Origin of the sequence: Pontibacter silvestris (genome assembly GCF_020907275.1) — a bacterium.
GTDB lineage: Bacteria > Bacteroidota > Bacteroidia > Cytophagales > Hymenobacteraceae > Pontibacter > Pontibacter silvestris.
The window spans coordinates 11,943-36,361 of the sequence record NZ_JAJJWI010000016.1 but is presented as its reverse complement, the minus strand read 5'-3'; the positions used below and the strand labels follow the sequence as shown (position 1 = coordinate 36,361).

19 protein-coding genes are annotated in these 24,419 nt (G+C 41.7%); 10 read left to right on the top strand and 9 right to left on the bottom strand.

Annotation, left to right across the window (positions count from 1 at the left end; all coding sequences use genetic code 11):
* Positions 1-56: 56 nt before the first annotated feature.
* The 3 genes from LN995_RS14845 (at position 57) to LN995_RS14835 (ending at position 2,785) form a co-directional block, all read left to right on the top strand.
* The gene (locus tag LN995_RS14845) at positions 57-533 is read left to right on the top strand and encodes a DinB family protein (protein WP_229961868.1); all 477 of its coding nucleotides are present in this window, start codon (positions 57-59) and stop codon (positions 531-533) included.
* Positions 534-1,629: 1,096 nt separating this feature from the next.
* Positions 1,630-2,313, top strand: coding sequence for a hypothetical protein (locus LN995_RS14840; RefSeq protein ID WP_229961867.1), 684 nt, complete (start codon positions 1,630-1,632; stop codon positions 2,311-2,313).
* Positions 2,314-2,593: 280 nt separating this feature from the next.
* Positions 2,594-2,785, top strand: a complete 192-nt coding sequence (locus LN995_RS14835) for a cold-shock protein (protein ID WP_229961866.1) — start codon at positions 2,594-2,596, stop codon at positions 2,783-2,785.
* An 884-nt stretch (positions 2,786-3,669) separates the two neighbouring features.
* Here the strand turns inward: LN995_RS14835 and LN995_RS14830 are convergent.
* Entirely contained in the window at positions 3,670-4,377 is a 708-nt protein-coding gene (locus tag LN995_RS14830; protein WP_229961865.1) for a DUF2490 domain-containing protein, read from the bottom strand.
* A 1,018-nt stretch (positions 4,378-5,395) separates the two neighbouring features.
* Between LN995_RS14830 and LN995_RS14825 the strand changes: the two genes are divergently transcribed.
* Positions 5,396-6,709: an ammonium transporter gene (locus LN995_RS14825; protein WP_229961864.1), complete on the top strand. Its 1,314-nt coding sequence runs from the start codon at positions 5,396-5,398 to the stop codon at positions 6,707-6,709.
* A gap of 134 nt (positions 6,710-6,843) precedes the next feature.
* Here LN995_RS14825 and LN995_RS14820 read toward each other — a convergent pair whose 3' ends face one another.
* Positions 6,844-8,571 carry a glycoside hydrolase family 15 protein gene (locus LN995_RS14820; RefSeq protein WP_229961863.1) on the bottom strand — a complete coding sequence of 576 codons (1,728 nt, stop codon included), beginning with the start codon at positions 8,569-8,571 and terminating at the stop codon, positions 6,844-6,846.
* A 44-nt stretch (positions 8,572-8,615) separates the two neighbouring features.
* Positions 8,616-9,587, bottom strand: coding sequence for an arsenosugar biosynthesis arsenite methyltransferase ArsM (arsM, locus tag LN995_RS14815; protein WP_229961862.1), 972 nt, complete (start codon positions 9,585-9,587; stop codon positions 8,616-8,618).
* Between the two features lie 333 nt (positions 9,588-9,920).
* Between arsM and LN995_RS14810 the strand changes: the two genes are divergently transcribed.
* On the top strand, positions 9,921-10,421 hold the full coding sequence (locus tag LN995_RS14810) for a hypothetical protein (RefSeq protein WP_229961861.1): 501 nt from the start codon (positions 9,921-9,923) through the stop codon (positions 10,419-10,421).
* Between the two features lie 107 nt (positions 10,422-10,528).
* Here the strand turns inward: LN995_RS14810 and LN995_RS14805 are convergent, their stop codons facing one another.
* The gene (locus LN995_RS14805; RefSeq protein ID WP_229961860.1) at positions 10,529-10,837 is read right to left on the bottom strand and encodes a hypothetical protein; all 309 of its coding nucleotides are present in this window, start codon (positions 10,835-10,837) and stop codon (positions 10,529-10,531) included.
* Between the two features lie 83 nt (positions 10,838-10,920).
* Entirely contained in the window at positions 10,921-11,259 is a 339-nt protein-coding gene (locus LN995_RS14800; RefSeq protein ID WP_229961859.1) for a hypothetical protein, read from the bottom strand.
* Between the two features lie 408 nt (positions 11,260-11,667).
* On the opposite strand from LN995_RS14800, the gene LN995_RS14795 reads away from it, so the two are divergent.
* The gene (locus LN995_RS14795; RefSeq protein WP_229961858.1) at positions 11,668-12,543 is read left to right on the top strand and encodes a DUF6340 family protein; all 876 of its coding nucleotides are present in this window, start codon (positions 11,668-11,670) and stop codon (positions 12,541-12,543) included.
* A 9-nt stretch (positions 12,544-12,552) separates the two neighbouring features.
* Here the strand turns inward: LN995_RS14795 and LN995_RS14790 are convergent, their stop codons facing one another.
* The 3 genes from LN995_RS14790 to LN995_RS14780 form a co-directional block, all read right to left on the bottom strand.
* A complete protein-coding gene (locus LN995_RS14790) occupies positions 12,553-13,140 on the bottom strand; it encodes a DUF3109 family protein (RefSeq protein ID WP_229961857.1) in 588 nt (195 codons plus the stop codon).
* Positions 13,141-13,361: 221 nt separating this feature from the next.
* On the bottom strand, positions 13,362-14,600 hold the full coding sequence (locus tag LN995_RS14785) for a glycosyltransferase family 87 protein (protein ID WP_229961856.1): 1,239 nt from the start codon (positions 14,598-14,600) through the stop codon (positions 13,362-13,364).
* A gap of 186 nt (positions 14,601-14,786) precedes the next feature.
* Positions 14,787-16,391, bottom strand: coding sequence for an ankyrin repeat domain-containing protein (locus LN995_RS14780; RefSeq protein WP_229961855.1), 1,605 nt, complete (start codon positions 16,389-16,391; stop codon positions 14,787-14,789).
* A 317-nt stretch (positions 16,392-16,708) separates the two neighbouring features.
* Here LN995_RS14780 and LN995_RS14775 point away from each other — a divergent pair, with 317 nt between their 5' ends.
* From LN995_RS14775 to murA, 3 genes are all read left to right on the top strand, one after another.
* A complete protein-coding gene (locus LN995_RS14775; protein ID WP_229961854.1) occupies positions 16,709-18,946 on the top strand; it encodes an ATP-dependent helicase in 2,238 nt (745 codons plus the stop codon).
* 221 nt (positions 18,947-19,167) lie between these two features.
* The gene (locus tag LN995_RS14770) at positions 19,168-19,830 is read left to right on the top strand and encodes a DUF4290 domain-containing protein (protein WP_229961853.1); all 663 of its coding nucleotides are present in this window, start codon (positions 19,168-19,170) and stop codon (positions 19,828-19,830) included.
* A 6-nt stretch (positions 19,831-19,836) separates the two neighbouring features.
* The gene (gene murA, locus LN995_RS14765; protein ID WP_229961852.1) at positions 19,837-21,141 is read left to right on the top strand and encodes a UDP-N-acetylglucosamine 1-carboxyvinyltransferase; all 1,305 of its coding nucleotides are present in this window, start codon (positions 19,837-19,839) and stop codon (positions 21,139-21,141) included.
* A 69-nt stretch (positions 21,142-21,210) separates the two neighbouring features.
* Here murA and LN995_RS14760 read toward each other — a convergent pair whose 3' ends face one another.
* Positions 21,211-22,386: a THUMP domain-containing class I SAM-dependent RNA methyltransferase gene (locus LN995_RS14760; RefSeq protein WP_229961851.1), complete on the bottom strand. Its 1,176-nt coding sequence runs from the start codon at positions 22,384-22,386 to the stop codon at positions 21,211-21,213.
* Between the two features lie 221 nt (positions 22,387-22,607).
* On the opposite strand from LN995_RS14760, the gene LN995_RS14755 reads away from it, so the two are divergent.
* On the top strand, positions 22,608-24,365 hold the full coding sequence (locus LN995_RS14755) for a sodium:solute symporter family protein (protein WP_229961850.1): 1,758 nt from the start codon (positions 22,608-22,610) through the stop codon (positions 24,363-24,365).
* Positions 24,366-24,419: the final 54 nt, after the last annotated feature.

The following is a 24,419-nucleotide window of genomic DNA, read 5'->3' as shown; positions in this document are numbered from 1 at the left end:
TCACATCTGGTTTCATTATTCATCGTAAGCATGTCAATAAATAAGACACAACAGCTATGAAACAGGACCTGCAACTTCGAGAGCAACTTGTGAAACTAATGCGCGGCGGACAAGCCTTTTCGCCGATGGAGCACATACTAAAAGGCATTACAGTTGAAAATGCGGGAAAACAAACAAACCAGCTCCCTTACACACTATGGCAACTGATAGAACACCTCCGCATAGCACAATGGGATATCCTGGAGTTTAGCAGAAATCCAGAACACAAGTCACCTAAATGGCCAGATGAATACTGGCCAAAAGAGACAGCACCCGCCGATAAGAATGCTTTGGATAAGAGTATAAAGGCTATCTATGCCGATCTGGATGCAATAGTAAAACTTGTAGAAAACCCGGCCAATGATCTTTTTGAACCTTTTACACACGGTGATGGTCAGAACTTACTTCGGGAGGCCATGCTTGTAGCAGAACATACGGCTTATCATCTTGGGCAAATCGTTATTCTGAGAAGATTAATCGGCGATTGGGAATAAAACTGATTCGTGATAATAAATATCTGTAGCCTAAAACCAACTGCTGTATCATAGGCTAAAGAAAACCTTTAAAACTATGATAGAAAGTATACACTAATAGGATGACTGGCAATCCAAAGGATGAACGCACCCAAAGGTCAGCTTCTTAAACAAATAAAGAACAAAATGCAGGCTTTTTGATGCTGTAAAAACAGGCTCTCTGGTTGCCTTATATACCATTTTCTGAGATGCGTATGCAAACTTCTTGGTTGGCTATTTCCAAAAAACTCTCTTTTGCAGAATCTTTGGAGCATTACATGCAGCAAAAGCAATTCGAAGGGGCTAAAGATTAAGGTTTTAAAACGCTGCACTTATCAGAATCTTTAGACAGCCGGCAAGCAAGGGTAAAGCGCTTACAGGACTCAGAGTGGCAAGTAAAAATGATTGCTTTTATAAAATACCTAAAGAGTCGAAACATTGTGCTGCATTCTTTGTCTCGTTACCAATGCTTAAAATCAATGGCTGCTGCTCATAATGTAGGCTGGAACCCGCTTGCAGACAAAATTGGGGCTATTACAGAGCAAAGGTACTACTGAACATGTTAAATACGCCTATGCTCATGTAACTCTCTATCGTTTCCGTGAAATAGAAAGTATGGGAGCTTAGTTGCACCACTTAGTGAGTTCTATTACACAGCCGCCTATTTTGGCGGCTGTAGCTATTTAAAACATAGAGGCATAATAAGGCTATCTCATAAGGTAAGAGAACTACAGTACAACAGCCATTGATACCATCTTCCTTCTTCAGAAAATCAATAAAAGAGCTTTTATAAGTTAAATCAGGTCTATAAAAAGACAATAATCAGGCGATTTTAATGTTATAGTAACAGTTTAAGAAAAAAGGCAGTATTGAAACAGCAAAATTTCAACTGCCTTCATTTTTATTAGTTTTAAGTAAATAGAAAGGTTATTTTTGAAACTTATACCTTTTCTTCCAAAAGTATGGTGAAACATAAACGTTAGCAAAACCTGCTTTTATAGAGGACAATAATAGGAAGAGGAAATAATTCAGCTTACTTTTTAACTGATTACATAACTTACAAATTATTATGCTGCTTATGAAAGCACTTCTCTATCCGCTACTCTTTTTGCTTACCTTTTCAGTAACAACAGCTAAAGCGCAGCAAACAACTACAGAAGAAGGCACTACTCCCGCTCCATTAGCAAGACAATTCAATAACCTGAAAAACAACTCTAACTCCTACAGAGAAAATAACCAGGACTACAAAGTAGTAAATGTTAATGCACTGAATGCTTTCTGGACAAGTGTGCAGGAAAGCATCAAAGCTACCGCACAAGGTTTAGTAGACGATCGCAAGTCAGCTGAGCAGGAATTGACAGAGGCACGCGCAACTATAGAAAGTCAAAACCAACAAATACAGGCCTTAAAACAAGAGAACGCGCAGAAAGAGGAAGAAGTACAGAAAAGCGAACATGCTGTTAACAATCTTTCTGTATTAGGTATTGACATGCATAAGCAATTTTATGTGTTCCTTTCTATAGGTATTATTGTTGCTTTATTGATTTTGCTTGCTGTAATGATGCTACAGTATAAAAACAGCAAGAGAGTGGCTGTTGAAAAGCAGAAAGCGTTTGATGCTGTAGACGAAGAATATAATACCCATAAAAAGGCTACCCGCGAAAAAGAACTAAAGCTAAAACGCAACCTACAAACTGAAATGAATCGCATTGAGGAACTGAATCAGGAAATAGCTACCCTTAAAAAGCAACCGAGATACTAGTATTTCAGAACAGTTTATTATTTACAACCTCTGTTTAAGGGTAAGGCATTACAAAGCTTTGTCTTGTTCTAAAACTTGTTTGCAGCTTTAAAAGCTACTAATACAGCTGTTTAGCTAATTATTTTTTAACAGCAGCTTTTTTTATTCTGTCTCATAAAAAAATTATTTTAAGTAAGTAGTAGCTAATGATTCTTTTATTTTCTATATTCATATAAAATTTTATAAATTTGTGAACATTTTTACATCTTCAAACGTCTAAGGTGTATAACAAAAAAACATTATGAATAAAGGAACAGTAAAATTCTTCAATGACCAAAAAGGTTTCGGCTTTATCAAAGAAGAAGGATCAAATCAGGAGTACTTTGTACACGTTTCTGGTTTAGTAAATGAGATTAGAGAAGGTGACCAAGTTACTTTTGATGTAGTAGAAGGAAAAAGAGGACTAAACGCAGTGAATGTTAAGCTAGTTTAGTTTAGCTATACAAGTAATCACAGAAAAAGCCTTGCACATTGTGTAAGGCTTTTTCTGTTAATAAGGGGGGCTCTAGTTGAATGCTTCCTCAAGCTTAATTTGTGTTGCTTTCCGGTACCACCTCTCTCCTTTGCACCAAAGTTTAAGTTTCTCCTGAAATGTAACGGCAAATAAAGCCATCAACTTCTTTTATTAAAATCTAGTAATGTAGTGCTACTCTTTTACATCTACAGCATTGCAACGTAACTAATAATCACCGCTTCAGTATTTAATCCAGAGCCTGGTTTTTAAGCCAATTACCTCACCTACTGCATTACACATTCTTTAAGCACTCATGTTATTCTTCAATACATTTAGTAAATCAAGATTTTATCATCATTACATATTTAACATAATAAACACACTATAAAATAACAGGAAGCTTTTTGCTACTTTGTTCAGGCTAAGGTTTATGTAAATAAAAGTCCCAAAACATTTCAATAAATATTAAAACGACTCTCTACTCCAAAGAAAGAGACAGCACTTTCATCAGTCTTTTTGTGTGTAAGAACCTGATGCAATTTTAAGAGTAAAGGAGAAGACTGATTTTATATTGAAGAAAGCTTCATAAATCATAAAAAAGATCTAGATTATATCGAATTATTTACAACCAGGCTAATCAGCCACATCTTCTTTAGTAGAAAACATAAAATAAATGTTTAATTACATTTATAAATATAGATAAGTTTAAAACCTATAAGTTATAGTTTATTTATAGTGTAAGCCTGTAAAACAAATCATATCAGATATTAAAACTTACAGGCAATTACAAAACCAAGTTTGCTAATAGTGAAGCTGATGATTAGAGACAAAAGTTCTAGGCCATGTGAGGCAGAAGCAAAAGATCATAATTCCAGCAAATGATTGAAAGTAAATCTGAGTACATTCCAGTACTGGTACTTGTCCGGGTCTGTTTGTACTATCCTGTTGATGTAAGATAGCTTAAGGTACATTTTCTGGAAAGGCTGATATCTTATACCAAGGCTGAGGCGATTCTGGTTAAAGAACATCTTTTCCGCAGGAGTGGCATATGGCTCATCCCATAGTATAACAGCGAGATTACCTTTTTCGCCTTCTTTTTCCTTAAAGTTGTAAATCAATTGTAGCTGATATCTTGTTCTGAGGGTAAGGCTGTGGTCTTCCAGCAGTTCATCGCCGGCTGTATTTCGAATGAACTGCTGCTCTACACGAATGCGCTGCTCTATCTGAAACTTATTTTTAACCAGTAAAAGCTCTACCTGTTCGTGCGGGCGCCACTCAGGCACCCAAAGCTCTGCATCAGCTTCATATTCTGTGTTATAAGCTAAACCAACACCAAGATGTAGTGTACTGGTAATTTGTTTAGAAATAGTTGTACGAGCCAACACCTGGTTCTGCCTGTCAGGAGAAAAGGTCCTGCGATTTTCAGCTTCTGTTGTTAACAGCCACTTTTCGCTTAAGGTAAGTTCATTATTATACTTTATCCAATAAGCAGACCTATGCTTACCACCAGATTGTGCTTTTAAAGTGTAGGCAGTTAGCCATAAGAGCAGTACCGCCACAAAATATCTCATACCTTTACTCCTTCATAGGTTATCGACTTGTTTACGGTATGTTCAACAAGCAGTTATTACGAAAAACTACAGAAGGATAAATTAGCGATACTGATAGCCTAGCTATTCCCTTAGGTTGCGTACCAAATTAAGCATAGGGAGTTAGGTATATTCAATAAGTGTAAACTATATTTCATCGGAAAGAGAGGAGTACCCGAAGATCCTGAATCAGGAGAAATAGGTAATAAGGTACCCCATTATGCTGTAGCTAAAATTTTTCTGCCAATCATTTGATGTGAAAACGGAAACCTTCTGCTCAGAACAGCACTTCTCTAAAACATTATCTCTAGCCTCTGACACAACCTCTACCCTTTCCTGCCCCTGGTTTAGATTCAAGGGACATAACGGTTCAGATACTTTATCAAAAATATCATATCCTGTAAGCATCAAACCTAAGGATACCGCTATAAACACATTATTAAAATAAATATTTATTCTGAGAAAGCTTTAATTATACTTAATAGATAGCTTAAATACAGCAGGATGAGTTAATAATGATTGTTTTCAAGTTGTTGTACCCAAAAGTTCACTTTCACAACCCGGAATAAAGGCACATTCAGCACTAGGTCATTCTTTTCATAGTTAAAAGATTACTGGAATGTTCAACCTTGTTAATCCTTTCATAAGCCTAAACTTACTTACACAAATCCTATGCCAAAATGGAACCTTTTCTAAAGGCAGCTAATAGGCGTTATTCTATCTGTATCAGGTGTTCGACATCATACATAATATGTTCGCATCCGAACAGAACATGCCAGACATACAAGAGCATGCATAGGGTTGATCTACTAGCATTGCCATCCTTCAGCTCACACTACTAAGAATAATAAATTTTGAACGACAAGAAAACATAATCTTGTAAAAATGATTACATTATCACTATATTATAAGAAAATTTTCAAGAATTATCTTAATTGATTTTACAATTCCACATAAGCATACTATTTTCAAGGCTCGTCTTTCACCTAATACAAAACCAATGGTTAAAACTTTATCGCGTATTCCGTTTCTGTTATTACTACTGGTAGTTGTCCTGACTATCATTATACCTTCTGTTCCGTCTTCAGTTGGTGCCCATGAAATTAGTGCAGCAGACACAGCCTGGATGCTGACAGCCACAGCACTTGTTTTAATTATGACGCCCGGCCTTGCTTTCTTTTACGGCGGTATGGTTAATAAAAAGAATGTTATTTCGACTATGCTACAGAGCTTTATCTGTATGGCTATAGTTGCCGTTATCTGGGTGGTTTTCGGTTTTAGCCTTGCATTCGGCGAGTCTATCGGTGGCTTTTTTGGTAATCCTGCTACTTTCTTTATGATGCAGGGAGTAATAGACGGAGCACCATGGCCCGGGGCACCAACTATTCCGTTGCTGCTGTTTGCTATGTTCCAGTTAAAATTTGCCATCATTACTCCTGCTCTCATTACAGGTGCTTTTGCTGAGCGTATCAACTTTAAGTCTTACATTCTGTTCATTTGCCTGTTTCTGATATTTATTTATGCTCCGCTGGCTCATGCAACCTGGCATCCAGATGGGATATTAATGAACTTTGGCGTCTTGGATTTTGCAGGAGGAACAGTTGTTCATATGTCAGCAGGTTGGGCTGCACTGGCGTCTGCCCTGTTTTTAAAGAAGCGGTACGACACAAACCACCACCCCGCCCACATCACTTATGTAATGTTAGGCACAGGCTTACTTTGGTTCGGCTGGTTTGGCTTTAATGCTGGTTCTGCTTTAGGCTCCGGCGACTTAGCTGTTATTGCACTTGGTACTACCACAACTGCTAGCGCCGCTGCGGCACTAGCCTGGATTTTCTTTGATGCTGTAAAAGGTAAAAAGCCATCTGCTTTGGGAACCTGTATTGGTGCTGTGGTAGGTTTAGTGGCTATTACGCCAGCTGCAGGTTTTGTTACCATCCCTCATTCTATCGCTATTGGTGTAATTGCATCTGTAATAAGTAACCTAGTGGTTGACTGGCGTACAAGAACCTCCTTGGACGACACCCTGGATGTATTCCCATGCCATGGTGTAGGTGGTATGGTGGGTATGCTTTTAACAGGCGTATTTGCCAGCCAAGCTATAAACAGTGCCAATGAGACAGGCAATGGTCTTGTTTTCGGGGAGACAAAGTTATTTCTAGTACATCTGGCTGCTTTAGTGGGAGTTTCAGTATTCGCTTTTTTTGGTTCTATGTTACTGCTTAAGATTACGGATATGATCTCGAAGCTTCGTGTAACAGAAGAAGAAGAGGTACTTGGCTTAGACCTTAGTCAGCACGACGAATCGTTGTAACTGTAAATAAGAAGGGAAGCCTTAATTAAGGCTTCCCTTCTTATTTACAGTTACAACTTTTATGCACGAACGCTTAAGGAGCAGCTTTGGAGTTTCTCATTGAAAGTAAGTAAAGCCATCAACCGCTCCCTCCACTACTTCTTGTCCTTTTCCTGCTGCCGGGCATTCTTATAATCTATTACAGCACCAATAAGAGAGGCGTGCACAAATGTCTGTGGAATATTACCGAGATACGCTCCTGTTTCCGGATCCCCTTCCTCTGGCATCAGTCCCACATCATTCATAAATCTGAGTGCTGCCTGCATTACTTTTCCGAACTTATCCCAATCGCGGCGCATTACCCAATACTGTGCTACCCAAAAAGTACCTGCCAGAAAAGCGCCTTCTCTACTGGAACCATGTTCTAATAAGTGCCGGCGAAATAAATTGTTCTGACAATAATCCCGCTCCAGCACTGCTATCGTTTTCAACATTTCCGGGGCATCAGCAGCAGTATAAGCCCAGGTAGGGAAAAGCATAGCGCTTACATCTACAAACTCTGCTCCGGCATAGGCTGCATAAGCACCATCTTTTGTCAGACAATTCTTATGCACATAGTCTCGGATAGCTTTGGCTGCATTAAGCCATCTCTCCTTCTGTGCCTTATCATCTGTCTGTTGAGAGATAAACTCAAGGCTTACGGCAGCCACCACTTTACTGGAGGTATAATGCTTCTGCTCTGTTTCTTCCCACAGCCCGTGATCAGGCTTGTGCCAGTGCAAAGCGAGAAAATCAGCCAAGCGGGAGATAACACCCCAATGCTCACGTGTGTCGTACGTGCTATAAATTAGCTTGGCCGCCAAAAGAACATTGCTGATGGCATCTAACTGCAGTTGATTATTAGCATCATTACCAATCCGAACAGGTTTGCTATTCGCATAACCTGCCAGATTGATAATTTCTTCTCCGGGGGCAGGAGTAAAGCCCAGCGTAAAAAACGGAACCACCGGCTCATCTACCTCATGCATAGCTCCACATATAAAGTCCAGGAGCTTTCGTTCCTCTACACCGTCACTACCTGCACGTGTAAGAGCACTTACAATCATAGAAGCATCACGCAGCCACACGTATCGGTAATCATAGTTTCGGTCTCCACCTAATACTTCAGGCAACGAAGTAGTGCCTGCCGCTATAATACCACCATTTTCGGCACAAGTCATTAGACGTAGCACACGCAGCGAGTTTCGTACCTCCATTTCATAAGGACCGTGGTACTTAATATGGCCAGATACTTCTTCCCAATGTTTCTGAGTTTGTTGTTTTGCCTGCTCTATTACCTCTTGCGTCATTTCCAGTTGTATATCGCTCAGCACAAACCAAGAAGCCTCACCTTCAGGCACATTACATTCTATGGTATTATCTTTTATACTGATAGGATGCGAAGCATAGAGAAATTGTTGCCCGTTAATACTTATCACATTATTTTTCTGCACCAGGTTTACCTCGCTTCTGGCATAATCTGGTTTTGGAGTTAGCCGTAGCACAGTAGATTCAGGAGCTACTGAAAGCGTACGGCAGATACCTGTAAAAGCAGCCCCCATGGGCATCCAGTCTTCTATCATTAGCTTACCTGCAGAACCTGTAAAATGAGTTTTAAGAACAGTACTGTCACTCACATACTCCCTCTCAGCAAAAACAAGAGTTTTGGAAAGCACTTTCCAGCTTCCTCCTTTCACTAAATCCAGCAGACTGGCAAAAACAGAGGGATAGTCGAAGCGACGGGGGCAATACCAAATAATACTTCCGTTCTTAGAAACATAAGCACAGGTGCGTCTGTCACCGATAATAGCCAGATCACGAAGGGGTATAGTTTTATCTTCCATTAAGTTCCCCGTTCTGTTGCCAGGTAAACCACTGGCCTGGCTTGCTAGCAGCACCCTCCCCCATCGTAGTGATAAGTAGATTTTGTAACATATATGTCTGAGCGGTTTAAAGCTTGCAGGGCTTTGGCTGTTTTATCGCAAACAGCAAGCGGCTGGTTATGTAGCAGGGTGTGCCCCTTTCCATCATCAAACAAGGCTTCTTCTCCAAAATAAATGGCATGCTTGCCCGTAAATACACAAGGCCCATCTTCCGGCATTGGATCTTTGATAGCACATATTTCTACACTTTCAATGTAAATCATTTTATTAGTATCGTATTGGCCGGGAGCCAACACTCTATAAGGGCGCTTGGCACGAACCTCTACTGTACCAAAGCCAATACCAGTAATAAAGTCAATGTACTGCTGCAAGGGCATAGCCCCACTCAGGCACAAAGCCCGTAACTGATCATCCTGCAATAAGCTTTCAGGCATTACACTCTCACTTACCGGATCAGAAAGCACCAATCGACCATGCGGCTTTAATACTCTGTACATTTCTGCTAACGCCCTATTCAATTCATCAGGCTTAAAGATATTAAAGAGGCAGTTTTGTGCAGCTACATCAATGATGTTATCTTCTACGGGCAGGCTCAGTGCATCGCCCTCTCTTAGCTCCACAAAGTTCCGGTGCAGCCAGGCATTCTCTGATTCCGCTTCTAAAAGATTATCAGCGCATGCTTTAAGCATACGTTCCACTGGGTCTACACCAATAACTGCTCCCTTGCGACGGCAGAAGTAGGCAAACTGCAGTAGCTCCATTCCCCCTCCTACGCCAACATAAAGCACTGTCGGGTCGTGGCCCAGGTCCCGCAGGTTTACCGTAGAGCCACAACCATAATTCATTTCCAGCATTTTAGATGGCAACTTCAGCTCTGGCAGTTGCCAGGCAGGTGTGGTCGTGCAGCAAAGTCCTTTTTGGGGATTAACAGCAGCCTCATCATATACTTGTTTGGCTGCCTCTAAGTAATTGCTCATATAAGAATGTATAAGTTAGATGATAGGTAATCCAGAAACTTGATCCATAATGTTAAAGCCACTCAACTATTGCTTTTCACCTCTTTTCAGGAGAGCAGCAAGTAATGAAAACTGTGCAAGTTCAGGTTCGACTAGACTAGGTACGGGCAACTCTGTTCACAGGATTATTTTTTCAAAAGATGCCGCAACTCAATAATTAACAATCCTTATGAGAAAATGTTTATAATGCAACATGCCTTAAACTTGTTAATGTCAATTCTCTGACATAGCCTTAACTAAACTTAACCCTCAATAAAAAGTATAAGACAAACAAACTAAAGTAAAAACAGGAACATGAACAAAAACTATATAGCAGAATACGAAGACAGATCAGTTTCAGTAACGGCCCGTGTAGCTGGTGCGGTGGGAAGAGGTTTGGTGGCTGGTTTGCTGGGAACCGCCGCTATGACGGTAGCACAAATGATAGAAATGAAATTGAGCGGCCGTGGCTCAAGCGATACACCTTACCAAGCGGTGAAGAAGGTGTTTGGTATTAAAGCAGAAAGTGACGAAGACAAAGAAACGATAACAAACTTTACACACTTTGCCTACGGCACTGCCTGGGGAGTGCCTCGTGCCTTGCTTGCAGAATTTGGCGCGACTGGCGTAGCTGGTACGCTTGCTCATTTCGGTGCTGTATGGGGAACAGAAATAACAGTACTACCTTCTATGGATGTAGAGGAACCTATTACGACATGGAAACCCAAAGCTATTAGTGAAGATGCTTTGATGCATGGCATCTATGCCACAGCAACAGGGCTGGTAGCTGATGCATTAACAAAAAGCTCCAGGTAGAAAGAAAGGCTTTCTGGTTTGTCTAAAGAACAGGAGCCTTATAGCCTCAGGTTTTAGTATTGCCTCAGTGACAGGTGCATAAATTCTCTGGTAGTTCAGAAGAAATACTACTCAAAAACTACTGCTACTGCAAAGGGTTCTTCTGAAGACGTTGAAGCAAGGGTAACCGTAAGATGATCATAAAAGACAAACTTCTTATGCACCGCAATTTCTCGGTTGTCTGAATCATTTATTGCTGTTAAAATCTCGCTAAAAACAGGAATATCCTTTTCATCCAGCACTGTCAGCTTTATATTGTCCGGGTTACCTTCCTGTACAATAACTTTATGGATGTTAATATTTCTTCTGTCCTGAGTTCCTTCTAGTAATAAAGAAGTATTTAAATGAGAAAGTACGATTGTTTCTATGTGATTCATCAGGTAATAGTATTTAAAAGGCTAAAGGCAAAGCATCTGTTTTTTAACATATACTTTGCCTTTTATACAATTGCTACTTACAGCTAACTGTGTTTATCGAGGTTTTTACCTAAGTCTTCTACCTGCTTCATAAACCCCTCAATATTCTCGTCAGAATATGTTCCATAAGCATCAGAAATGCTACCTTTTGACCCGGAACTAGTTTCTACCAGGTAAAGAATAGCCATATCATCTGGGTTGCTTTCTCCCTCAAAGCGGTAAAAGTTAACAATACGCACCTCATTCGGAGCATAGCGCTCTTTATCATCCATGGAGCAAAGATAATGTCCATCTTCTGACACTTTAAAATCAATTAAGTATCCATCTTTACGGGCCTGTGAAAGCGCGTTCACCATGGAGGTTAGTTCAACTTTATCTTGCATAACTGTATATTTTAGCTCTAAGTTTAGTATAGCCTATACGCAAAAAAGAACAAAAAGGCAGGCGTTGCAGGCATACTTTAACAATTCCGGAGGCTATTCCGCTGTTACAGTAAATCAAAATGTATAAATTAAAAGCCTTAAAGGCAATATAATGCTGTATAAACTACGCTTTTGTAGAGTAACTTACCTCTTAATATAAATGATATAGCTCGTTTAAATTCCTTTAAATCAAGCTGCAGTTTACCCGTTAGACGAGGTTTAAAAAAGGTAAATTCATGTATGAAAGCATCATCGTGTATAAGCAAAATAGCCTATATTGTACAAACTTCTATGGTGTATGCTTCAATAAGAAAACTTTGCCTGCCTTGCTTTTCAGCAAGTACATTTTTGATAAGCTGTACCTCAAATGTGCTTATTCAAACTTCTCAGCCTGCCGCTGTGCCTGTTACGGATGACCAGTGGAAGGTAGCGGTACTGAATAGGCTTAATGCTGATTTGCTTCCCTATCAAAAGGACAGAAAGGTAGACGTATTTCGGAAAGGAGCAGAAAGTGCTTTACAGGGAGTTATAGACGCAGTATTGGACGACTCTACTTTCGTACTTGTAATGGCAGACAGTCTATATAAAATGAGTAAGCCGGGCCAGGAGCAATTACTTACAGAACAGCAGGTACAAGAGCTTTATGCATCACGACCATACCATTTACTTTTAACCCTTGATAATTTCGATGCCTTTCTGGAGAAGGATGTAGAACGAAATGAAGATGAAAATGGGGCTATATCAAAAACAGCTCATTATGCGCTTTATGTCAAATCCAAATGGACTCTTTACGACAGCACAGGCACAGTCCTGGATCAGGTTGAACTGGAAGACAATGAGTACTACCAGTCCCGTGAAGTAGTTAGTGGCTTATTAGCTATAGGACCTGCCATTAGTAATGCAGGAGAAACCATTAAGAAACTTGCTCAATATACAGGTTACGACTACTGGCAACGCTTTTATCCGCAACAGATTAATAAGGAACGTAACATTTATGTTACCAAAATATTAGCTCCTGCTGCCCTTTTAATGCAGCAAGAAAAATGGGCACAGGCTACAGAACTTCTTTTGCCAATAGCCACTGATACGCACTCTAAGGATTGCATCAAGGCCGCATATAATTTGGCTGTTGCTTATGAAGGAATGGGTAAACCTAAAGAAGCTGCCCATTGGGCAGCACTTTCGGAAAGTAAAGGCGACAAAAAAGCTAAACTTCTGCTGGCAGAACTGCTTGTCTACAAATAAAACTTGAGCTTAAACCTGAGGTTTGTCAGTATTCAGCTCTTCCTCCATCACCTGCTCTAATTCGCTATACCAACTTTCCCCATACTTCCGGATAAGCGGCTCTTTCAGGAACTGGTATACTCTAACGCCCAGGTCTTCGCCAAAGCTACAGGCCGTATTACAGATGTGCCAGCGGTCGTAGTTCAGGGCCTCAAAGCCATCGTACTTCGTAACACGGATGGGGTAAAGATGGCATGAGATAGGCTTCTTCCAGTCGATTGCGCCGTCTATGTAAGCCTGCTCTATAGCACATTTCAGCATATTCTTTTCATCATACACAGCATAAGCACACTCCCGATTGTTGATAGTAGGCGTCGAGTAATCTCCCTCCCAGTCTTTGATATAAAGGCCTTGCTCTTCTACCGCCTGCTTACCGGCACCCGTCATGTAGGGCTTAATTTTTTCGTAATGCTGTTCCAGTAATGGCAACTCTTCTTCTTCCAGCGGAGCACCCAAATCCCCTTCTACACAGCAGGCTCCTTTGCACTTCTCAAGATTACAAACAAAAAATTTATCGCGGACATCGTCACTAATGACGGTATTCTGAAGAACTATCATGTACCTATTTTTTAAAGGAGACAAAGGTAGGTATAAAATAGTTTAAAAGTACCCCCCGCTGTATTTGCTCCCTTAACTTACAGCAAAGCAGATGAATGAAACCAAGGCAGGAAAAGATGTTTCACCTTAATGGTTAACGCCACAGCGGCTCAAAATACAAAAAGAAGAACCTTCTGCTTCTGAAGTAAAAAGAAGAGTTCAGCAACTTAATAAGACCTTTTTTAGGTTATATTGTTAGCTGATGTATCGTTCAATGCAATAGATTTCCATTTGGGACCTTCTTTGAAATAAAGATAAATAACAGCTGCAATAAGAACCAAGTTACTAAGCCCCAGTACTCCCCACTGGTCAAACTGGTTTGCCAGTTTCTTACCTAGCAAGTCAGAAGAGTTTCCCTCATAAAGGAAGATGAGTACAACAAAGCCTGCCGTAAGTATATAATTCTTTCGGGTAGATAAAAAACCGGCTAATATCACAATAAGAGGAAGCGACAGTAAAAAATGCTCTGTATCTGTAACAACCAGATTAGGCACAACAGCCATCAAAATAAAAACGCTTATCAGAAACGTTCTTTCTTTATAATGTGTAGGCTTAGTAGACCTGGAAGCCATTTTATTACTGCCCCAGAAGAATAACACATATAGAATACCTGCCAGGGCAATGACATAATTCTGAATACTGCCTTGTTTTACAGGATACAGGTAATATTGTATCAGATACTCAATTGTGTTGTAACTTGTGAGATAGCTGGAGTGGTCAAGCATTGATTTTACCCAATCCTGATGTAGCTGTAGATTTTTGTCTATACCTAAGAAAAAAGCAGGAGTTAATATGAACACAAACACAGAAAAAGCCAGCCCCAACAGCGGACCCACTTTTCTGTAAGCCACTAAAGGCAGCATTAACAGGAGGAAGTAAGGTTTAGTAACAATAACGAGCGCAAACAGAAAGCCTGCCAGGAAAAATCTGGATTTTAAGGTAAAAAGCACCCCCATACTTACCAATAGCACAAGGATTACATTGATATTACCTAAATGAAGCTCCCGAAACAGATGATTAAGAATACAAATCAAGATGAGGCAAAGCAGACCACTTTTCCCTTTTACCTCAAACAAATAATTATTTACTATTCGATAAAGCAGAATGATCGCGCTTATCGTGCAAACTGATAGGAGAAAAAAATGAATAACACGCGCTACATCAAAACTAACAATTGTGTAAGGAACAAACAAAAGCAGTGTAAAGGGAGAGTACTTATAAAACCCTGTCGATAAGCCAAATGGAAGCCCATAAACTTGTTTACCTTGCGTTAGTGCCTCAGCAGCAGAATAATACACTTTAAAGTCATTCAGCTTAAGACGGTCATTTATATTTTCGACAATAAAAATGGTTAGGCATATCAATATACCAAATAAAATAAACCATTTGACATTATCTGGCTTGGCAATGAGCTTGTTCATATAAAACGCTACAGAAAAGTTTAAAAGAGCGATGCTTTGTACAACTTAAAACCAGAAAATTAAGGAAAATACAGATTAATGCTTCTTTGAAATTTGAGACCAGACTAAGCAACTCTTCCAAACCCACTCCTGCCTCAATCACTTTATGTAATATGAGCACAAAATATATTTAACATAATATTAACACTACTGCCGTTTTGGAGAGCCAGCGGCCATTAGTATGTTCTCAACGTTTTCGTGATTTGTAAAATCTATAGCAGCTTTACCTGTATTATCTTTAACAGTTGCATCGGCACCACCTTGCAGTAAAGCAAGAATGATTTCAAAGTTAGCATTTATCTCACAGGCAAGCATCAGTGGCGTTTTACCATCATTATTCTGCACATTAGGGTCAGCTCCGGCAGCTAATAACTTCTCCAGGTCCAGGATACCAATGTGCTGCCCTATAGTTGCCTGAAGCGCCTGGGCAAGCACCGTATTTCCATTTTTGTCCTGGATGTTAGGATTGGCACCATAGTGAAGCAAAGTATCAATTAACTGTATCTGCTCCTGTTCAAAGAACTCGGTTTTAATTCTGGTACTGGATACAATATAATGTAAGGCAGACTTACCATCATTATCCTGCGCATTTACATCGGCTCCTTCACGAAGAAGCAGGCTGGCTGTCTGCAAGCGCACCAAAGGCTTGTAAGGTTCTCCATAATCTTCCAGAAGCATGGGAACATAAATAGTATGCATCAACGGAGTGCGACCTTTTAAGTCTGCCTGGTAATCATCGGGTACGGCTACGGTATTCACATCTGCCCCTGCTGCCAGGGCACGTTTCATCATATCCGGATTACGATGAATAGAGGCAGCCGCCAGTTTCTGATCTGTCGTTTGATTAATATAAGTTAACTGCTCATAAGCCAAAGGACTTCCTTTAGATACTGCCTTACGGTACAATTTACGAGCCTCTTCTATCTTTACCTCACCCAGAGTACCCTCTTCATATAATAGCCCTAAGGTATAGAGTGCTTCCCGGTCTCCGGCCTCAACTCCTTTCTTCAGAAGGGCTTCCGCTTTTTTATAGTCTTTTGCCACGCCTTTACCCTCTATGTACATGTTGGCCATATAGCAATAAGTTACTATATCTCCTTTTTCTGCTGCACGGTTCAGGTAGTTCATAGCCAGTCCCATGTCCTGCAGAGCACCGTAACCGGTATAATACATGCTGCCAAGTATACGGTTGCAGAAAGCATCTCCGTCCACAGCCTTCTCTCTTATTTCTATAGCTGCCGTACGCATATGCTGTGTAAAGCGGCGCATTTCATCATCACTGTTGATCACCATAAGTTCAGCCAGGCCCAGGTGCCCTAACAGGCTGCCTTCATCTACAGCTTTCTGGAAGTAGTATCGGGCTGAATCGGTATTGGCCGCAAAATACTTAGAGGCATTCTGTATTTCTTTAACAGTGTCTATCTGAACAGTGTCGTACTTTAGCTGGCGGTACTGGTGCATACGCCCCATAAAGTAATAAGCATCATTATCACCCTCAGTAACTGCCTCCTGAAATTTGGCATACGCTTCTTTAAACTGAAGACTTATGTACAGGTTTAACCCCACTTGTGTAGCAGGAGTACGCCATATAAGCTTAGTATTAAGGGCATTAGTTGCCGTATCAGCAACAGTGCCCTTTGTTGATACGATTTTTACAGAATCTCTCTTACCACCGTTTTGAGATGCATTAGTTTGTGCTGCACTAACCTGGTACATTACTATTAAGCTCAACAGCAATAGCATTCTTTTCATGGTAGTAATTCTTAAGGGTAAATTTGGTACATTCATATTAGCTTCTTTCTGCTTTCATGAAGCTTAAAGAATTGCAAAATAACTAATTTGGAGGCTGTAAATCAAAAGCAGCACCGTGTGTACAAGCAAATGCGACTATTTTCAGATTAATTCCTGCCCTGGCACTAAACGCTTTGCAGCTGGTTCTTGTTCATCTGGTAGTAAAACTACTTTAAACATTGGTGCAGTTGTCGTGCCAAAAGTTTAAACCTGGTTCAGAAAACGAAATTGTATTTGTAAATTGCGATGGATTTAAAGATGCACGCGGAAGAGAAGAAATGGATTACTTAAATTTATTAAACGAGTCGCAGCGCGGCGCGGTGCTTCACACGCAAGGACCAGCCATGATTATTGCGGGTGCGGGCTCAGGCAAAACAAGAGTTCTTACTTACAGGATAGCTTACCTCATTAGCCAGGGAGTTGATCCTTTTAATATACTGGCCCTTACTTTTACGAACAAGGCAGCAAAAGAAATGCGCCATCGTATCGAGAAAGTAATAGGCAATGAGGCGAAGAATATATGGATGGGTACCTTTCACTCGGTGTTCTCCCGCATACTTCGTGCTGAGGCAGAGAAAATAGGCTATCCTAAGAGCTTTACAATTTACGATACCGACGACTCTAAAACACTGATCCGGAATATTGTAAAGGAGATGAACCTAGACGATAAGCTGTACAAGCCCAATGTGGTGCTCGGCCGGATTTCCTCTGCCAAAAACAAGCTGATTTCTGTAAAGCAGTATCTGAACGACCCTGTAATACAAGCCGATGACGATGCCGCTATGCGTCCGAAGATAGGCAAGATTTATGAAACCTATCAAAACCGCTGCTTCCGTGCCGGAGCCATGGACTTCGACGATTTGCTGTTCAACACCAACGTGCTCTTTAAAGACCACCCGGACGCGCTGAACAAATACCAGAACATTTTTAAATATGTAATGGTGGATGAGTATCAGGATACCAACTACTCGCAGTACCTGATAACACGAAAGCTGGCTGCTCAAAACCGTAACCTGGTAGTAGTAGGCGATGATGCTCAGTCTATTTATGCCTTCCGTGGTGCTGATATCCAGAACATTCTAAACTTTGAACAGGATTACCCAGAGTTAGAAGTTTTTAAGCTGGAGCAGAATTACAGGTCTACCCAAAACATTGTGCACGCTGCTAATTCTGTTATTAAGAACAACCAGGCACAGCTTCGCAAAGATGTTTTCACTGATAACGAACAAGGGCCATTAATAGAGGTCATTAAAGCCAATTCTGATAACGAAGAAGGTAAGCTGGTGGCCACTACTATTTTCGAAGAGAAGATGGGAAACCACCTCTCCTACGACGACTTCGCCATTCTTTACCGCACAAATGCCCAGTCGCGTGCGATGGAAGAGGCACTGCGCCGTATGAACATCAAGTACAAGATTATCGGGGGCTTGTCGTTCTATCAGCGTAAGGAGATAAAAGACCTTATTGCTTACCTGCGCCTTACCGTAAACCCTAACGATGAACAGGCACTTCGGCGTGTCATTAACTATCCGAAGCGGGGTATTGGCGAAACAACTGAGCAAAAGATTTTTGTACTGGCTAACGAAACCAATCATGCTGTTTGGGAAGTGGTGCAGAACGCAGGTCAGTTTTTAGGTAACCGTGTAGGAACGGCTATTGAGAACTTCTCTATTATGATTCGTGATTTTGCACGTATTGCTGATAACACCGATGCTTTTGAAGTAGCCAAGCACGTTGCCAAACATTCCGGAATAGTAGATGATTTGTACCAGGATAAAACCGTAGAGGGACTGGCACGTTATGAAAATATACAGGAACTGCTGAATGGTATTAAAGAATATGTCGATGACCCGGAAAGAGAAGACAAAAGCCTCTCTGCTTTCTTACAGGATATTGCTTTGATAACAGATGCTGACACCAAAGAAGACGCAGACGGCGAATTTGTAACTCTTATGACCATACACTCTGCCAAAGGACTGGAGTTTAAGAACGTGTTCATAGTGGGTATGGAAGAGAACCTCTTCCCTAGCCAGATGATGCTCAACTCCCGGGCAGACCTGGAGGAAGAACGTCGCTTATTCTACGTGGCTATCACAAGGGCAGAAAAAAAACTCTACCTGACCTATGCCACCAGCCGCTACCAATGGGGAAACCTGCGCTCCTGCGAAAAGAGTCGTTTTCTGGATGAAATTGATCCGAAATATCTAAACTTTAAATATGGTGAGGCTACTGCTACCGGAAGCGTGTTTGACCGCGTGGTGCAGCGCAAGAGCAGCTTAGTCACGCCTCCGGCCCGCAAGCAAGTTGCAGCGAACTATACGCCGCCAGCCGATTTCAAACCAAGTGATACATCTGCCCTGGCTGCCGGCATGAAAGTAGAGCACCCTAAGTTTGGCTTTGGTGTGGTAGCCAAAATGGATACACAGGGCAACAGTACCAAAGCTATCATCAACTTTGATGAAGTAGGCGAAAAAACACTTTTGTTAAGTTTTGCAAAGTTGCGCATTCATAGCTAAGCAGTAATTAGAAATTAAAGGCTTGCACGTGCTTTAATTAAGCAGCAGCTGTATATATTATTAAAACGTAGACACAACAATACCAGAGAGTTAGCAAAAGCGTATTTGTTCACATCCAATATAATTGGTAAGCCGTAGTTCTAAATTTGTAACAGCACGCAGTGCATAGTATTTTTAATTTCTAATTTTAATACGTAATTCGTAATTCTTAAAACGATATAATGGAAGCTAGTACCACCTTTAAACAAGACCTGCTGCTGCGTGAGTATGGCAGAAACGTGCAGGACCTTGTAAATTATATACTTACTGTAGAAGACAGAGCAGAACGCACTCGTCTGTCTCAGTTACTCATTAACCTGATGTCGAAGCTGAACCCGCAGTTGCGCGACACCCAGGACTACCAGCAGAAGTTGTGGAACCACCTGTACGTAATGTCCGGCTCAAAACTAGACGTTGATGCCCCATACCCGCTAAGCGCTATGGAGTATCTGAACGATAAGCCGCAGAAAATGATGTACCCGCTGGATACACCAAACTTTAAGCACTACGGTAAGAACGTTGAACTGCTGGTACAGCGTGCCACAGAACTGGAAGATCCGAAAGAACGTGAAGCAGCCATAATATCCATAGGTAAGCTAATGAAAACGCTGTACAAGTCTTACAACAAAGAGAGCATTACTGATGATGTTATTCTAGGTGATATCCACCAGGTATCGAAAGGTCAGTTGAATATGGACTTAGGCTATATCGAGAGCAACAACCTCTTCGAGTCCAGTGGTAGTGGCAGAAATCAGCAGGATAACAACAGCCGCTCACAGCAACAAAACCGTGGCGATAACCGCGGCAGAAAAAATACAAGATCCTCCAATACAAGAAATAAATAATACTGAATGGCTTCTTTTGAAGTAATTGGCGGCAACAGATTAAAAGGCGATATCATCCCTCAGGGAGCTAAAAACGAGGCGTTACAGGTACTTTGTGCCGTATTAATGACCTCAGAACCTGTTACCATTTCTAATCTCCCGGACATTGTTGATGTAAACAAGTCTATTGAACTGCTTCGCAACCTGGGTGTTAAAGTATCACGCACAGCCCCGGACACTTACACGTTTCAGGCTGACAACATCAATTTAGACTATCTGGAAACAGAGTCTTTTGTAAAACTCGGTCGCTCCATACGTGGTTCTGTGATGATTGCAGGGCCTATGCTGGCCCGCTTTGGTATGTGTAAACTGCCAAAACCTGGTGGCGATAAAATTGGCCGCCGCCGCATGGATACTCACTTTGTTGGCTTGCAAAAGCTGGGCGCAACATTCTCCTACGATTCTCATGATAGCTTCTTTCATATTGAAGCAAAGCAGTTGAAAGGAACTTATATGCTACTGGATGAGGCGTCTGTAACAGGTACTGCTAATATTTTGATGGCGGCTGTACTGGCAGAAGGAACAACTACTATTTATAATGCAGCCTGCGAACCTTATGTACAGCAACTCTGCCGTATGCTAAACCGCATGGGTGCCCGCATTAGCGGTGTCGGCTCAAACCTGCTGATAATAGAAGGTGTGGAGAAGTTAAGTGGTACAGAACACCGCCTGTTGCCAGACATGATTGAAATTGGTTCTTTTATTGGCCTGGCAGGCATGACTGGCTCTGAGATAACAATTAAAAATTGCCAGATTTCTGAGCTTGGCCTGATACCAGAGACTTTCCAGAGGTTAGGTATTCAGATGGAGTTCAGAGGCGATGATATTTTTATTCCTGCCCAGGATCATTATGAAATTGACACATACATTGATGGTAGCATACTAAACGTTTCAGACCATACCTGGCCTGGCCTGACGCCAGACTTACTTAGTGTGGCATTAGTGGTGGCTACACAGGCAAAAGGAACTGCCCTGATTCATCAGAAAATGTTTGAAAGCCGCCTTTTCTTCGTTGATAAATTAATTGACATGGGTGCGCAGATTATACTTTGCGACCCGCACCGCGCAACCGTTATTGGTCAGAACAAACAGATACCGCTTCGTGGCATCCGTATGACTTCTCCTGACATTCGTGCTGGTGTGGCTCTTCTTATTGCTGCCTTGTCTGCCGATGGAACAAGTATTATTGATAATGTGGAGCAGATAGACCGTGGCTACCAGAATATTGATGGCCGCCTGAATACGCTGGGTGCGCAGATCAGAAGAATTTAAAGAATCAAAAAGCAGAGAGAGCACTCCATTAGGTGCTCTCTCTGCTTTTTAAGGGTACCCTTCAGTAAACTAGCTAGCCTCAGTTCTACGACTTCCTCTGTATAGTTCAAACTTTAACAGCCTGCATTCAATAGCGCCGTTGTAAAGCGGTATTCGACGAGAAGTGCGGAGACCTATACTTTTAGCTGCTTCCAGATTACCAGTAAAAACAAATGCATCATAGCCCTGGTAGTTATTCTTTAGGGTATCTCCAATGTTTTTATAGAGCAGAAGAATGTCATCAGAAACAATACGTTCATTATAAGGTGGGTTCATCACCAGCACTCCCTGCTCAGAAGGTGCATTCGTTTTAAAGAAGTCAGCTTCCTTTACCTGTATGACATGTTCTAAACCGGCATTTTCAATATTGTTGAAGGCTGCATCTACATAATCAGCATCTATATCGAAACCAGTAATTTCGGCCTGAGGTTTATCTTTCGCTTTAGCTTCCGCTGTTTTCCATACCATCTCAAACAGGCTCTCATCATAGTCTTTCCACTTCTCAAAACCATAGGGGTCCCGGCGGTATAAGCCTGGTGCAATGTTCTGCGCCATCATGGCAGCTTCAATCAGAAAGGTACCCGAGCCACACATAGGGTCAATAAAAGTAGATTTCTTATCCCAACCTGATAGACTGATAATGCCGGCTGCCAATACTTCATTCAGCGGTGCCACGTTTGTCTGCAGACGATAACCTCGCCGGTGTAAGGAGTCTCCTGATGAATCCAGAGAAAGTGTAACCATGTTCTCATGCATGTGCAGGTTAAGGCGCACATCCGGCCGTACACGGTCTACAGATGGCCTCTCCCCTGTTGCTTTGCGGAACTGGTCTACAATCGCATCTTTTGTAAGTTGAGCAACATATAACGAATGCTCGAAAGTAGAATGGCTAACGACCGCATCAATGGCGAAAGTCTGATCTATATCCAGAAAATCTGCCCAGTTCGTTTTCTGCACCTGCTCATACAGGTCTTTTTCGTCACGAGCTTTAAAGTTTCGAATCGGTTTTAGAATACGAATAGCAGTACGACACCACAGGTTAGCTTCATACAACTGACGCAGGGTACCGGAGCAAGACACGGCACGGTTGTTAACTTTAATAAACTCCATGTCCAATGCACGCAGCTCCTCTGCCAGTACCTCCTCTAAACCTGCCAGCGTAGTGGCTATAATATTGAAATTGCCGTTCGGATTCTGTTTTGCCATAAAGTGTGTTATTAAGCTGCAAAGGTAGTCAAATGGCTTACGAGTTCCGAATTCAAAAAATGAATAGCACCCTCCGCCCTACATCAAGATAATTGTTGCCAGTAATTTTGATTTGCCTGCCTTAAAGTGAAAGATTCGTTTTCAACTATACATCCCATTGCTTAATTTGTGACTTGATATTCAACACCAAAAACCCTCTTATCACTCTATAAACTTACTTCATGCACCTCGACCTCATCGACTGGATTGTTATTGCTGTGTTTGGAATTTTAATACTTGTAATTGGTATTAGCTACACAGGGAAAGCCAGCGGCAGCCTGGCAAACTATTTCCTGGGCGGCCGTAACCTGCCCTGGTGGATTGCAGGTACCTCTATGGTGGCAACTACTTTTGCCGCCGATACTCCTTTAGCTGTTACAGAACTGGTAGCCCAAAGCGGTATAGCCGGGAACTGGCTGTGGTGGAATATGCTACTTGGAGGCTTGCTTACCACTTTCTTTTTTGCCAGGCTTTGGCGCCGCGCTGGCATTATTACCGACCTGGAGTTTATCGAGATGCGGTACTCTGGTAAAGCGGCTTCTTTCCTTCGTGGTTTCAGATCCATTTACCTGGGCATCTTTATGAACAGCCTTATTATAGGATGGGTTAATGTGGCTCTGATGTCTATTATTGAGGTGTTTTTTGAAGTGCCTAAGTCAGAACAGTTACTTTATGTAGGTCTTGCCATGGTAGTGGTCGTAGCTTACTCTTCACTTTCAGGCTTGCTTGGCGTAGCTATTACCGATGTAGTACAGTTTACCATTGCTATTATCGGTTGTATAGTACTGGCGGTGCTGGTCGTAAACTCGGAACAGGTTGGTGGCATAACCGGCCTGAAGGAAAAGCTCCCAGGCTGGTCTCTCAATTATTTCCCTAATATTGGTGCTGATACAAGCGCTGCTGGCATTGCTGAGACGCTAATCCTATCTGTTGGGGCGTTTCTGGCATACACAACAATGCAATGGTGGGCCAGCTGGTACCCTGGCAATGAGCCTGGTGGCGGAGGCTATATAGCCCAGCGTATGATGAGTACGAAAGATGAAAAACACGCACTTTACGCCACTCTTTTCTTCCAGATTGCCCATTACTGCCTGCGCCCTTGGCCGTGGATCCTGGTAGCTTTAAGTGCTGTCGTATTATATCCTGACTTACCAGAAGCAGATAAAAGACTGGGATTTGTGATGGCCATGAAAGATTTTCTACCTCCCGGCTTAAAGGGGCTTTTACTGATAGCCTTCTTTGCTGCCTACATGAGCACCATTTCTACACAACTAAACTGGGGAGCCAGCTACATTATTAATGATCTGTATGCCCGCTTTATCAAACCTGATGCAGGTCAGAAGCAGTTGGTAAATGCTTCACGGCTTACGACGCTCCTGCTCATGGTTTTTTCTTTGGCAGTTACTACCCAGATTAACTCTATATCCGGTGTGTGGGCCTTTATAATGGAAGCAGGTGCAGGGTTAGGGCTGGTTTTAATATTGCGCTGGTACTGGTGGCGTATTAACGCCTGGAGTGAAATTGTAGCCACTATTGCTCCTTTTATAGCTTATGGCACGTCAAAGTATGTACTTGGGTGGGAATTCCCCGATAGTTTCTTCCTTACAGTGGGGTTTACTACGCTAGCCTGGTTAATGGCAACCTATGTAACTGCCCCCGTTCCTCTTGCAAAGCTACAGGCTTTTTATGAAAAAATTAAACCAGAGGGAGCATGGCGACCAATACGAAAGTCACTGGATTTGCCACAACCAAAATCAAAGGTGTATCACTTGCTGGTTGCCTGGGCTGCAGCCGTGGTAATGGTGTACTCTTCTCTTTTTCTTATTGGTGATCTTATTTTCCAGAACTACAGTCGCTTTGCAATATGGCTGGCAGTGGCAGTAGTTGCCCTGCTGGTAATGGTTACCGTTTCCAAACGAATCAAGTTCTTCGAAGATTAAGTAGCTAAGAGTTAATGATGTTTTCTTTCTTTTAGGAATAGTGAACTCTTCAGC